General features: G+C 52.1%; 13 protein-coding genes and 1 pseudogene. 10 read left to right on the plus strand and 4 right to left on the minus strand.

Annotated features, from left to right (window positions below; genetic code table 11):
• Positions 1-12: 12 nt before the first annotated feature.
• Positions 13-105 (plus strand): cytochrome bd-II oxidase subunit CbdX, encoded by a 93-nt coding sequence (cbdX, locus tag G434_RS00950; RefSeq protein WP_000270305.1) that lies wholly within the window; start codon positions 13-15, stop codon positions 103-105.
• A 79-nt stretch (positions 106-184) separates the two neighbouring features.
• Positions 185-1,495 (plus strand): bifunctional acid phosphatase/4-phytase, encoded by a 1,311-nt coding sequence (gene appA / locus G434_RS00945; protein ID WP_001309399.1) that lies wholly within the window; start codon positions 185-187, stop codon positions 1,493-1,495.
• Here appA and cspH read toward each other — a convergent pair.
• Entirely contained in the window at positions 1,483-1,695 is a 213-nt protein-coding gene (cspH, locus tag G434_RS0126270; protein WP_000087763.1) for a cold shock-like protein CspH, read from the minus strand. The genes appA and cspH overlap by 13 nt on opposite strands.
• Before the next feature lie 285 nt (positions 1,696-1,980).
• Between cspH and cspG the strand changes: the two genes are divergently transcribed.
• The 4 genes from cspG to G434_RS00935 are packed head-to-tail and all read left to right on the plus strand — an operon-like array spanning position 1,981 to position 2,760.
• On the plus strand, positions 1,981-2,193 hold the full coding sequence (gene cspG / locus G434_RS00940) for a cold shock protein CspG (RefSeq protein ID WP_000066490.1): 213 nt from the start codon (positions 1,981-1,983) through the stop codon (positions 2,191-2,193).
• Positions 2,194-2,203: 10 nt separating this feature from the next.
• A complete protein-coding gene (locus tag G434_RS28680; protein WP_071524879.1) occupies positions 2,204-2,392 on the plus strand; it encodes a cold shock small protein YmcF in 189 nt (62 codons plus the stop codon).
• Complete coding sequence (ymcE, locus tag G434_RS0126275) at positions 2,367-2,597, plus strand: protein YmcE (RefSeq protein ID WP_001309400.1); 231 nt, start codon at positions 2,367-2,369, stop codon at positions 2,595-2,597. The genes G434_RS28680 and ymcE overlap by 26 nt, the downstream gene beginning before the upstream one ends.
• Positions 2,587-2,760, plus strand: a complete 174-nt coding sequence (locus G434_RS00935; protein ID WP_001019197.1) for a GnsA/GnsB family addiction module toxin — start codon at positions 2,587-2,589, stop codon at positions 2,758-2,760. Before ymcE ends, G434_RS00935 begins: the two co-directional genes overlap by 11 nt.
• Positions 2,761-2,808: 48 nt before the next feature.
• Here G434_RS00935 and G434_RS00930 read toward each other — a convergent pair whose 3' ends face one another.
• Both G434_RS00930 and torS read right to left on the minus strand, forming a co-directional pair.
• A complete protein-coding gene (locus G434_RS00930; RefSeq protein WP_000818458.1) occupies positions 2,809-3,882 on the minus strand; it encodes a 4Fe-4S binding protein in 1,074 nt (357 codons plus the stop codon).
• 71 nt (positions 3,883-3,953) lie between these two features.
• Positions 3,954-6,697 (minus strand): annotated as a pseudogene (gene torS / locus G434_RS00925) (TMAO reductase system sensor histidine kinase/response regulator TorS).
• Positions 6,698-6,779: 82 nt separating this feature from the next.
• On the opposite strand from torS, the gene torT reads away from it, so the two are divergent.
• Positions 6,780-7,808 carry a TMAO reductase system periplasmic protein TorT gene (torT, locus tag G434_RS00920; RefSeq protein ID WP_001264958.1) on the plus strand — a complete coding sequence of 343 codons (1,029 nt, stop codon included), beginning with the start codon at positions 6,780-6,782 and terminating at the stop codon, positions 7,806-7,808.
• On the opposite strand, the gene torR is transcribed toward torT, so the two are convergent.
• Positions 7,781-8,473, minus strand: a complete 693-nt coding sequence (gene torR, locus G434_RS00915; RefSeq protein ID WP_001120117.1) for a two-component system response regulator TorR — start codon at positions 8,471-8,473, stop codon at positions 7,781-7,783. The genes torT and torR overlap by 28 nt on opposite strands.
• 129 nt (positions 8,474-8,602) lie before the next feature.
• Here torR and torC point away from each other — a divergent pair, with 129 nt between their 5' ends.
• From torC to torD, 3 genes are read left to right on the plus strand one after another with little or no spacing between them, the layout of a single operon-like run.
• On the plus strand, positions 8,603-9,775 hold the full coding sequence (gene torC, locus G434_RS00910) for a pentaheme c-type cytochrome TorC (protein ID WP_001225229.1): 1,173 nt from the start codon (positions 8,603-8,605) through the stop codon (positions 9,773-9,775).
• A complete protein-coding gene (gene torA / locus G434_RS00905; RefSeq protein ID WP_001063172.1) occupies positions 9,775-12,321 on the plus strand; it encodes a trimethylamine-N-oxide reductase TorA in 2,547 nt (848 codons plus the stop codon). Before torC ends, torA begins: the two co-directional genes overlap by 1 nt.
• Positions 12,318-12,917: a molecular chaperone TorD gene (torD, locus tag G434_RS00900; RefSeq protein ID WP_000209890.1), complete on the plus strand. Its 600-nt coding sequence runs from the start codon at positions 12,318-12,320 to the stop codon at positions 12,915-12,917. The genes torA and torD overlap by 4 nt, the downstream gene beginning before the upstream one ends.
• Positions 12,918-12,926: the final 9 nt, after the last annotated feature.

Consider the following 12,926-nt stretch of genomic DNA (forward strand, 5'->3'; position numbering starts at 1 on the left):
GGAGCAGGAACAATGTGGTATTTACTTTGGTTCGTCGGCATTTTGTTGATGTGTTCGCTCTCCACCCTTGTGTTGGTATGGCTGGACCCGCGTCTGAAAAGTTAACGAACGTAAGCCTGATGAGGCGCATTAGCGTCGCATCAGGCAATCAATAATGTCAGATATGAAAAGCGGAAACATATCGATGAAAGCGATCTTGATCCCATTCTTATCTCTTCTGATTCCGTTCACCCCGCAATCTGCATTCGCTCAGAGTGAGCCGGAGCTGAAGCTGGAAAGTGTGGTGATTGTCAGTCGTCATGGTGTGCGTGCCCCAACCAAGGCCACGCAACTGATGCAGGATGTCACCCCAGACGCATGGCCAACATGGCCGGTAAAACTGGGATGGCTGACACCGCGCGGTGGTGAGCTAATCGCCTATCTCGGACATTACCAACGCCAGCGTCTGGTAGCCGATGGATTGCTGGCGAAAAAGGGCTGCCCGCAGTCTGGTCAGGTCGCGATTATTGCTGATGTCGACGAGCGTACCCGTAAAACAGGCGAAGCCTTCGCCGCCGGGCTGGCACCTGACTGTGCAATAACCGTACATACCCAGGCAGATACGTCCAGTCCCGATCCGTTATTTAATCCTCTAAAAACTGGCGTTTGCCAACTGGATAACGCGAACGTGACTGACGCGATCCTCAGCAGGGCAGGAGGGTCAATTGCTGACTTTACCGGGCATCGGCAAACGGCGTTTCGCGAACTGGAACGGGTGCTTAATTTCCCGCAATCAAACTTGTGCCTTAACCGTGAGAAACAGGACAAAAGCTGTTCATTAACGCAGGCATTACCATCGGAACTCAAGGTGAGCGCCGACAATGTCTCATTAACCGGTGCGGTAAGCCTCGCATCAATGCTGACGGAAATATTTCTCCTGCAACAAGCACAGGGAATGCCGGAGCCGGGGTGGGGAAGGATCACCGATTCACACCAGTGGAACACGTTGCTAAGTTTGCATAACGCGCAGTTTTATTTGCTACAACGCACGCCAGAGGTTGCCCGCAGCCGCGCCACCCCGTTGTTGGATTTGATCATGACAGCGTTGACGCCCCATCCACCGCAAAAACAGGCGTATGGTGTAACATTACCCACTTCAGTGCTGTTTATCGCCGGACACGATACTAATCTGGCAAATCTCGGCGGCGCACTGGAGCTCAACTGGACGCTTCCAGGTCAGCCGGATAACACGCCGCCAGGGGGGGAACTGCTGTTTGAACGCTGGCGTCGGCTAAGCGATAACAGCCAGTGGATTCAGGTTTCGCTGGTCTTCCAGACTTTACAGCAGATGCGTGATAAAACGCCGCTGTCATTAAATACGCCGCCCGGAGAGGTGAAACTGACCCTGGCAGGATGTGAAGAGCGAAATGCGCAGGGCATGTGTTCGTTGGCAGGTTTTACGCAAATCGTGAATGAAGCACGCATACCGGCGTGCGCTCTCCATCAAGACAAATAAACATTTGCCGCTGTTGGTCCTCGCAGGCCATTTACGCGGCAAAATTCCACACGTAATCCTGGTATAAGCACTTCTGCGTCGCGGGGAGTGAATGCGGAAATATGGACCTGGACTTCTTTACGACCGTCGGAGGGGATAATGAATCCTTTGCCGCTTTTGCGATCAAAGGTTTTGACAATTCCTGTCATTTTACGGGACAAACAAATTCCTTACTGAAAATACTGCGCTGCACTATACGGGGTTAATAAAATAAAGCCAGCGATATTTAAGACCGCCGGACGGCTAAAATAAAATTTGATTAATCTCAATTATCATGCGTTAATAGCTGCGTCGGTTTGAAAGACAGACAGCATACAAAGTAGTTTACTAAAGCAGTTCTCATTATCAGGCATTATCCCCTTCTTTTGAGTCTCTCTCCTGAACACTAAGTAGTTTCTGTATTAAAGCCCTGTTTGCCAAAAGGCCCAAAATGAAGGAAGTAAAATATGTCTAATAAAATGACTGGTTTAGTAAAATGGTTTAACGCAGATAAAGGTTTTGGCTTTATCACTCCTGATGATGGCAGCAAAGACGTTTTCGTCCATTTCACCGCCATCCAGAGCAATGAATTCCGCACGCTGAACGAAAATCAGAAAGTTGAATTTTCTATTGAGCAGGGGCAACGTGGTCCCGCGGCAGCGAACGTTGTTACGCTCTAAGGTTGCCGTTATTACTCAACATCTCCATTTCCGCTGTCCATGTTGTCATGGTTCACAGTACCGCACATCAGCATTCGATGTGACGGAGCGAAATCCTTTAGGGGCAAAGTGTATTTTTTGTAAATCGACGATGATCACCTTTGATAACGTCGCGCTGCAAATACGCACTGACCATGCGCCGCTGGATTTCACAAAATAATATCAGGCTCCCTCGTGGAGCCTTTTTTATATCAGCCTTATTTTTCTTCAACGCTGTATGTATAGTAAGCGATAACCTGTTGATTATTGAATCTTTCGGGGAGATGGCTTATAACATTTCTTACCTGACCAGGGTACCGGGAACCAACACCTTACTGGCGTGTTGCTGTCTTTTAAGACCAGAAGAGGTTAACAGTGAATATTGAAGAGTTAAAAAAACAAGCCGAAACGGAAATCGCTGACTTTATCGCGCAAAAAATCGCCGAGCTGAACAAGAATACAGGGAAAGAAGTCTCTGAAATTCGCTTCACCGCACGAGAAAAAATGACCGGGCTTGAAAGTTATGATGTCAAAATCAAAATAATGTGATTTTGTGAACATCACCCCGTGCGAGGTGATGTTCCGCTTGTTGCTAATTTAGTGCCCAATCATTGGCGCTTGGGGAATTAAGCGTCGGTACAATTCCTCCGGCACCGGGCTTTGCCATACTCCCGCATACATTGCGTAACCAATCACCGCAAACATAATCCCCAGAACCAGTAGCGTCATTAACCAGCCAGACAACGCAAAGGCTTTTTTATTTGCCGCAGGTTTTTGCAGTGAAAAGGTCAATGTTGAGGCTACCGGACATGACTCTACGCAAGTCATACAACCGGTACATTCCACGGTTCGTACCTGAATTAATTTATCGACCGGGATCCGCGATGGGCAATTTTTTGCGCATTTGCCACAATCGATACAACTTTCGGCATTGCGACGAATCTTAAACGGCGACAATAGCGAAACCACGCCCATCAGCGCGCCATATGGGCAAAGATAACGACACCAGGCATGGCGAATAAACAGACTGACAATCAGCAAAACGGTCACGCTGATTAATGTCGCGGTCCCCATATGACGAAAGAAATCGAGCATTTTAACGTCCATCACCACGCTGTAGGGCGACAACATAAAATAGTGAATCGCCTGAGCGGGCATCAATAACGCGATATAGAGAAAAAAACTCAACAGCAAATACTTCACGCCGCGCAGAGGAATATCCAGCCAGCGGGGAAGGACAAATTGCCGACCAAACAGTTTGTTACCGAGATCGCCGATTAATTCAGAAAGCGTACCAACCGGGCATAACCATGAACAAAAGGCCTTTTTTAGTAATAGACTGATGACGATAAAAGCGACCAATAACAGCATCGCGGCGGCGTGGACGGACGGTAACTGGCCTGTTGCAAGGCTATATTTCAGATTCATCAGACCGGCAATCGGTAGCCAGCCTTCGATGCCTCCTGGCCTGGCGACAAATGTCGTACTACCTGCCGTTTCGTAATAGCGCACCCAATACCAGAACGTGATGGCAATATAAATATTAATTGCCAACAGTAATAATTGCGTCGCTTTACGCCAGGTCGTGGCATTGCGCCAGTCATTCCACGGTAATTTGCCGCCCGTCGTGCCTGGCCGCCGCTGCCAGCGGGTTCTTTTTTTCTCTGCCATGATTTTGCCAGTCCGTTAAGTTGCATACCAAATGCCACTATTCTAGTTGTTCTTAACTGGCTGATATTGATTCAAATCGTGTTCAGGTCTTTCTTATTAACCATGCTTCCAGAGCGGCAACACTGCGTGTAATTTCTTCGTGTGGAAGGGGGGCAGATAATGGCTGCTGCTCCAGTTGTGCGCATAGCTGGCTGGCGCTACGCATTCCCAGACTCGAGCAACTGCTTTTTAGCTGATGCGCGGCACGCTTTATTTTCTCGCTATCCTCACTGGCGCGGGCAATGTCGATGTCATCGAGAAGCGGCAGGGCATGTTGTGTAAATAATACCAGCCATTCGTGGATCTTCTCCGTCCCCATTAACTGAGCATCTTCATTGAGTTGCGATACATCCAGCGGTTGTTCGTTATTAGCTGGCAGTTGGAGATAGTGCGCCAGTAACTGACCGAGCACTTCACGCGGCACCGGTTTAGGGATAATCCCGCGAAATAGCGAACTGGTACGCTGGCGCAACGTTTCGTCGATGACATGGGCGCTAAAGCCAATCAAAACCAGCGACGGATATTGCTGTGCCAGTTGTCGGGCAAGCGTAATGCCGTCGATATCCGGTAGATCAAAATCCACCAGTGCGGCAGCAAACGGTTCGCTATTTTGCAGTGCCTCTAAAGCCTGCGCGGCATTGCCAACAGCAACGACCTGCGCACCACTGTTGTTCAGCATCTCAACGGTAATTCGCTGGGTTAGCGGGTTATCTTCAATTAACAGCAAACGTAAACCGTGCAGACACACCGCCTGATTGACTGTTTTTGGCACGGGGGCAGTGGCAACACGTAACGGCAAGCGTAAACAAAAACAGCTTCCAACCTCCGGTGTGCTGGTGGCGCTCAGTTCGCCGCCCATCGCCTGGGCCAGACGGCTACTGATAGTCAGCCCCAGCCCGGTGCCGCCGCGTTTGCCGCTAACCTGAACAAATGGCTGGAAGATTTCAGCCAGTTTCGTGGGATCAATACCGCAGCCGCTGTCTTCCACTTCGACCAGCCATTGTTCGCCATCAGTGCGACTACGCAGGATAATGTGCCCTTCGTCGGTGAAACGCAGAGCGTTGCTCAACAGGTTGGTAATGACCTGACGAATACGCCGCGGATCGCCCATTAACGCAGTCGGTACATCGTCGGCAATTTCTGTTGCCAGGTGAATCGGGCGACCTTTCACCCGTCCGCTCATTAATTGCAGGGTACTTTCCAGCAGCGGGCGCGGTTCAAAGGGTTCATCGCTGACCGAAACATTCTTGCCGCCTGCTTCGATAGCCGAATAATCGAGAATATCGTTGAGGATGGTCAGCAACGATTCACCAGAGTCAGTAATTGCGCGCAAATCATCGCGCTGGGCGTTAAGTGCGGGGTTATCTGCCAGCAGCTGTGCGGTGCCGAGAATACCGTACAGCGGTGTGCGGATCTCATGGCTCATCGCCGCCAGAAACGCCGATTTTGCCTGGCTGGCTTTTTCTGCTTCCGCCCGTGCCTGTCGGTGTTCTATCACCAGTTCCTGCAATTCAGCTGTACGCGCTTTGACCTGTGCCGCCAGCTGTTCGCGGTGGCGATTCAGTGCATGAACACTGCTGCGAAACGCATCCATCAGCCGCCCGATGGTGTCCAGCTCCCGCACGCCAGCGGTTTCCGGAAAAGGGGAGTCGATATCACCGTCCAGTAAGCGTTGCAGCGCCTGCGTTTGTTCGGCAAGTGGACGCGTGACTGAGCGATAAACCACGCGCCAGAGGATCAGAATCAGTGCGCAAAGTGAAACCATCCCCAGCAATAACAGGCTGTACTGCCCGCGTGCACTGGCTTTTTCCAGATGCGCCAGACCGTGCTGATTACGCAGCTCAATGGTGTCGACCAGTTGACTGACTTCGCTACTAAACTGCGCGAACTGGGCGATGTTATTTTGCGTGAGAGTTTGCAGGCGATGACTGATTTCACTGTCCTGCTGATACAGCGCCAGCAAATCGCTATATTGGCTAACGGAAGTTAACGTTGTTGCAACCTGAGCACGAACTCCCGGATCTTCAATGCGTATTTGCCGACGTTGCAGAATTTTCACCGCATTATTGAGCTGCTTTTCCAGCGTTGGCGCATTTTTCTGGATCTGTTCCAGCCCCAGATTCATCACCATTTGCTGCACCCGCAGGGCGCTAAGGCGCAGTTCATTCATCTGGTTAACATACTCAAGATCGATATCAATCAGCCGATCGAGTGCACTTTCTGCGGCCTGACGCTGATGTTGTTCGATCAAATCGTAAATCCCGGCCTGGGTCGCTCCGGCGGAGGTTGCCGCATTATTCGCCTGACCTTGCGCCAGGCGTGCGATCTCATCGGCGGCGGCGACTATCTGCTGACTGAGTCGCTGTTGTTGCTGGCGCAGTTGCAAACGCTGCCCCACCAGTTCCCCTTGCTGACGTAACGAACGGGAGATCTCCTGCTCCTGTTGTTCAATAGCGGTGGTATCAAAACCTTGTTCCCGTAACGCTTGCAGCAACGCATTAATCTTCAGGCTTTGTGCGGTGAGCATTCGCCCCTGCGCCTGCCACATCTTTTCGTTATCGGCACTGGTCAGGTTCTGCGCGGCGAAAAGTTCCCAGGCGCTGGCTTCGCTCAACTGGCGCGCCATATTCATGGTAGGAATCAATGCCTGAGTGTTGTCTTTTTCCACCTGGCTGATAAAGCGCAGGTTGTACCATCCCACCAGGGTACTGGTCAGGGTTAACAGCGCCATCAGGGCAAAGCCCATCCAGAGTCTTCGGGTCAGGGTTAAATTCACGGTCGGTGCACTTAAGGTGAAAAAGGTTGAGTCGCAAAGTGGAATGCATCTAGCATAAAGCCTTATTATTGATGAGGCTATCATGCGCGTACTGCTATTTTTACTTCTTTCCCTTTTCATGTTGTCGGCATTTTCGGCTGATAACCTGTTGCGCTGGCATGATGCGCAGCATTACACGGTACAAGCCTCTACGCCGCTTAAAGCCAAACGCGCATGGAAACTGTGCGCGCTTTATCCCAGCCTGAAAGATTCATACTGGTTATCGTTGAACTATGGTATGCAGGAGGCTGCTCGCCGCTACGGTGTGGATTTAAAAGTGCTGGAGGCAGGCGGCTACAGCCAGTTGGCTACCCAGCAAGCACAAATCGACCAGTGTAAACAGTGGGGCGCAGAGGCCATTTTGCTCGGTAGTAGCACGACGTCATTTCCCGACCTGCAAAAGCAGGTAGCAAGTCTGCCGGTGATCGAACTGGTAAATGCTATTGATGCTCCCCAGGTGAAAAGCCGCGTTGGTGTACCCTGGTTTCAGATGGGCTATCAACCTGGGCGATATCTGGTGCAATGGGCGCACGGTAAACCACTGAACGTGCTGTTGATGCCCGGACCCGATAACGCCGGGGGCAGTAAGGAGATGGTCGAGGGTTTTCGCGCAGCCATTGCCGGAAGCCCGGTGCGTATTGTTGATATTGCGCTTGGTGATAACGATATTGAAATCCAGCGTAACCTGTTGCAGGAGATGCTGGAGCGCCATCCAGAAATCGACGTCGTTGCCGGAACGGCCATTGCGGCAGAGGCGGCAATGGGGGAAGGGCGTAACCTGAAAACGCCGCTTACCGTGGTATCGTTTTATCTTTCACATCAGGTGTATCGCGGGCTGAAGCGGGGAAGAGTGATTATGGCTGCCAGCGATCAAATGGTCTGGCAGGGGGAACTGGCGGTTGAGCAGGCCATCAGGCAATTACAGGGGCAATCGGTGTCTGATAATGTCAGCCCACCGATTTTAGTTCTGACGCCGAAAAATGCCGACCGCGAACATATCCACCGCTCGCTGTCACCGGGGGGATTTCGTCCGGTCTATTATTATCAGCACACATCAGCGGCTAAGAAATAACCTTCACCATGTTGCGTCACCAGTAAATCCGCGCTGAGTTTATGGCGTAAACGACGAATTAACACATCGACGGTGCGCAGGTCAGGGTTTTCCACCCGACGCGCAGAAAGCATACGCAGCAGACGTTCACGGCTGAGAATTTCGCCCGGATTCGTCACAAATGCCACCAACATTTCATACTCTGCGCGGGTCAGTTTAATTGGCTCGCCATCTCGCTCCAGCGTATGGCGCGACACATTCAGGCAATAACCCGCAAAGCGATAGCAGTTGTCCTGAGTGAGTGGTTGCGCCTGTCGCGCGAGGTCGATTCGCCAGAGCAGATTTTTCACTCGTACCACCAGTTCGCGCAGTTCCAGCGGTTTGGTGACATAATCGTCTGCACCCATTTCCAGCCCAACAATACGGTCAATCCGATCGCTGCGTCCGGTAACCAGAATAATCCCTACCGTTGAGCGTTCTCGCAGGGCGCGAGTTAACATCAGGCCATTTTCATCGGGCAAATTGATATCCAGCAGAATTAAATCCACCGGCTGATTCTGCATAATTTCCCGCAGCCCGGCACCGCTCGCCGTAACGGAAACGGTATACCCCTCCTGAGTGAAGTAGGATTGTAATCGCGCCTGGGTAACCGGTTCATCTTCAACAATAACAATGTGATGTGGCATCAGAGAGTTTTACTCATTCTGTTCATATCTGTTCATATTCTGCCGTAAGCCGTTCATCCTGACCAGTGCCGCTGTTCATATTTACTCATTAAGATCGCTTCACTAAACCATAATTTTACAGGGGCTATTATGCGGAAATTCTGGAACGCGCTACGCCGACCCAGTGCTCGTTGGTCGGTACTGGCGCTGGTCGCTATTGGGATTGTGATTGGCATTGCGCTGATTGTATTGCCACACGTTGGGATCAAAGTCACCAGCACAACCGAATTTTGTGTCAGTTGCCACAGTATGCAACCGGTGTATGAAGAATATAAACAGTCGGTGCATTTCCAGAACGCCTCTGGCGTGCGAGCTGAATGCCATGACTGTCATATCCCGCCGGATATTCCAGGCATGGTGAAGCGCAAACTGGAAGCGAGCAACGATATCTACCAGACCTTTATTGCCCACTCTATTGATACACCTGAAAAATTCGAAGCCAAACGCGCGGAACTTGCCGAGCGTGAATGGGCGCGAATGAAAGAAAACAACTCGGCAACCTGCCGCTCCTGCCATAACTACGACGCGATGGATCATGCGAAGCAGCATCCTGAAGCGGCGCGTCAGATGAAGGTGGCAGCGAAAGATAATCAATCCTGCATCGACTGTCATAAAGGTATTGCCCACCAGTTGCCGGATATGAGTAGCGGCTTCCGTAAGCAGTTCGATGAGCTGCGCGCCAGTGCTAATGACAGTGGCGACACACTGTACTCCATTGATATTAAGCCGATTTATGCGGCGAAAGGCGATAAAGAAGCCTCTGGTTCTCTGCTGCCTGCCTCGGAAGTGAAAGTCCTTAAACGTGACGGCGACTGGCTGCAAATTGAAATTACCGGCTGGACGGAAAGCGCCGGACGTCAGCGTGTTCTCACCCAGTTCCCAGGTAAACGCATCTTTGTTGCCTCGATTCGTGGTGATGTGCAGCAGCAGGTGAAAACGCTGGAGAAAACTACCGTTGCCGACACCAATACTGAGTGGAGCAAATTGCAGGCCACTGCGTGGATGAAGAAAGGTGACATGGTGAACGATATCAAACCGATCTGGGCTTATGCGGATTCGTTGTACAACGGCACCTGTAACCAGTGCCACGGCGCACCGGAAATCTCTCACTTTGACGCTAACGGTTGGATCGGCACGCTCAACGGCATGATTGGCTTTACCAGCCTCGATAAACGTGAAGAACGCACCTTGTTGAAATATCTCCAAATGAATGCGTCTGACACCGCAGGTAAGGCTCACGGCGATAAGAAGGAAGAAAAATAATGAACAATAACGATCTCTTTCAGGCATCACGTCGGCGTTTTCTGGCACAACTCGGCGGCTTAACCGTCGCCGGGATGCTGGGGCCGTCATTGTTAACGCCGCGCAGTGCGACTGCGGCGCAAGCGGCGACTGAGGCTGTCACCTCGAAAGAGGGCATTCTTACCGGGTCGCACTGGGGGGCTATCCGCGCGACGGTGAAGGAGGGTCGCTTTGTGGCGGCAAAACCGTTCGAACTGGATAAATATCCGTCGAAAATGATCGCCGGATTGCCGGATCACGTACACAACGCGGCGCGTATTCGTTACCCGATGGTACGTGTGGACTGGCTGCGTAAGCGCCATCTGAGCGACACCTCCCAGCGCGGTGATAACCGTTTTGTGCGCGTGAGTTGGGATGAAGCCCTCGACATGTTCTATGAAGAACTGGAACGTGTGCAGAAAACGCACGGGCCGAGTGCCTTGCTGACCGCCAGTGGTTGGCAATCGACGGGGATGTTCCATAACGCTTCGGGGATGCTGGCGAAAGCGATTGCCTTGCATGGTAATAGCGTTGGTACGGGCGGAGATTACTCTACCGGTGCTGCGCAGGTGATCCTGCCGCGCGTAGTCGGTTCGATGGAAGTGTATGAACAGCAAACCTCCTGGCCGCTGGTATTGCAGAACAGCAAAACCATTGTGCTGTGGGGCTCCGATTTGCTGAAAAACCAGCAAGCGAACTGGTGGTGCCCGGATCACGATGTTTATGAATATTACGAGCAGCTAAAAGCGAAAGTCGCCGCCGGTGAAATTGAGGTCATCAGCATCGATCCGGTTGTCACATCCACCCATGAGTATCTGGGGCGCGAGCATGTGAAGCACATTGCGGTTAACCCGCAAACTGACGTGCCGCTGCAACTGGCGCTGGCGCATACGCTGTACAGTGAAAACCTGTACGACAAAAACTTCCTCGCTAACTACTGTGTAGGTTTTGAGCAGTTCCTGCCGTATCTGCTGGGTGAGAAAGACGGTCAGCCGAAAGATGCCGCATGGGCTGAAAAACTGACCGGCATTGATGCCGAAACCATTCGTGGGCTGGCGCGGCAGATGGCGGCGAACAGAACGCAAATTATTGCTGGCTGGTGCGTTCAGCGTATGCAGCACGGTGAACAGTGGGCGTGGATGATTGTCGTTCTGGCGGCGATGCTGGGGCAAATTGGCCTGCCAGGTGGTGGCTTTGGTTTTGGCTGGCACTATAACGGCGCAGGCACGCCGGGGCGTAAAGGCGTTATTCTGAGTGGTTTCTCCGGCTCTACGTCGATTCCGCCTGTTCACGACAACAGTGACTACAAAGGTTACAGCAGCACCATTCCGATTGCCCGTTTTATCGATGCGATCCTCGAACCGGGGAAAGTGATCAACTGGAACGGTAAATCGGTAAAACTACCGCCGCTGAAAATGTGTATTTTTGCCGGAACTAACCCGTTCCATCGCCATCAGCAGATCAACCGCATTATTGAAGGCTGGCGCAAGCTGGAAACGGTTATCGCCATAGATAACCAATGGACCTCAACCTGCCGCTTTGCCGATATCGTGCTGCCTGCGACCACGCAGTTTGAGCGTAACGATCTCGACCAGTATGGCAACCACTCCAACCGTGGCATTATCGCCATGAAACAGGTCGTGCCGCCGCAGTTCGAGGCGCGCAACGACTTTGATATTTTCCGCGAGCTGTGCCGTCGCTTTAATCGCGAAGAAGCCTTTACCGAAGGGCTGGACGAAATGGGCTGGCTGAAACGCATCTGGCAGGAAGGTGTACAACAAGGCAAAGGACGCGGCGTTCATCTGCCAGCGTTTGATGACTTCTGGAATAACAAGGAGTACGTCGAGTTTGACCATCCGCAGATGTTTGTTCGTCACCAGGCATTCCGCGAAGATCCGGATCTCGAACCGCTGGGCACGCCGAGTGGCCTGATTGAGATCTACTCGAAAACTATCGCCGATATGAACTACGACGATTGTCAGGGGCATCCGATGTGGTTTGAGAAAATCGAACGCTCCCACGGTGGGCCTGGCTCGCAGAAGTATCCGTTGCATCTGCAATCTGTGCATCCTGATTTCCGACTTCACTCGCAGTTATGTGAGTCGGAAACGCTGCGTCAGCAATATACGGTAGCGGGCAAAGAGCCAGTGTTCATTAACCCGCAGGATGCCAGCGCACGCGGTATTCGTAACGGTGATGTGGTACGCGTCTTTAACGCTCGCGGTCAGGTGTTGGCAGGGGCAGTGGTTTCTGACCGTTATGCACCCGGCGTGGCGCGAATTCATGAAGGGGCATGGTACGATCCAGATAAAGGCGGCGAGCCTGGTGCGCTGTGCAAATACGGTAACCCCAACGTGTTGACCATCGACATCGGTACTTCTCAGCTGGCGCAGGCGACCAGTGCGCACACTACGCTGGTGGAAATTGAGAAGTACAACGGAACAGTGGAGCAGGTAACGGCGTTTAACGGCCCCGTGGAGATGGTGGCGCAGTGCGAATATGTTCCCGCGTCGCAGGTGAAATCATGACCACGCTGACAGCACAACAGATTGCCTGTGTTTACGCCTGGCTGGCGCAGTTGTTCTCCCGTGAACTGGACGATGAACAACTGACGCAAATCGCCAGTGCGCAGATGGCTGAATGGTTTTCGTTGCTGAAAAGTGAACCGCCGCTCACTGCGGCGGTGAATGAGCTGGAAAACCGTATTGCAGCCCTGACCGTACGTGACGATGCCCGTCTGGAACTGGCCGCTGACTTTTGCGGCCTGTTTCTGATGACCGACAAACAAGCTGCGCTGCCGTATGCATCGGCCTACAAACAGGACGAGCAAGAGATTAAACGCTTGTTAGTTGAGGCAGGGATGGAAACCAGCGGCAATTTCAACGAACCGGCAGATCATCTGGCGATCTATCTCGAGTTGCTCAGCCATCTGCATTTTTCGCTGGGAGAGGGGACCGTTCCTGCGCGAAGAATCGACAGTTTGCGGCAAAAAACGCTGACGGCGCTGTGGCAATGGTTACCAGAGTTTGCTGCGCGTTGCCATCAGTATGACAGCTTTGGTTTTTACGCGGCATTAAGCCAGTTATTGCTGGTGTTAGTGGAGTGCGACCACCAAAACAGATAACGTCGTTTG

The organism is Escherichia sp. KTE172 (assembly GCF_000408845.1).
In the GTDB taxonomy this organism is placed as follows: domain Bacteria; phylum Pseudomonadota; class Gammaproteobacteria; order Enterobacterales; family Enterobacteriaceae; genus Escherichia; species Escherichia coli.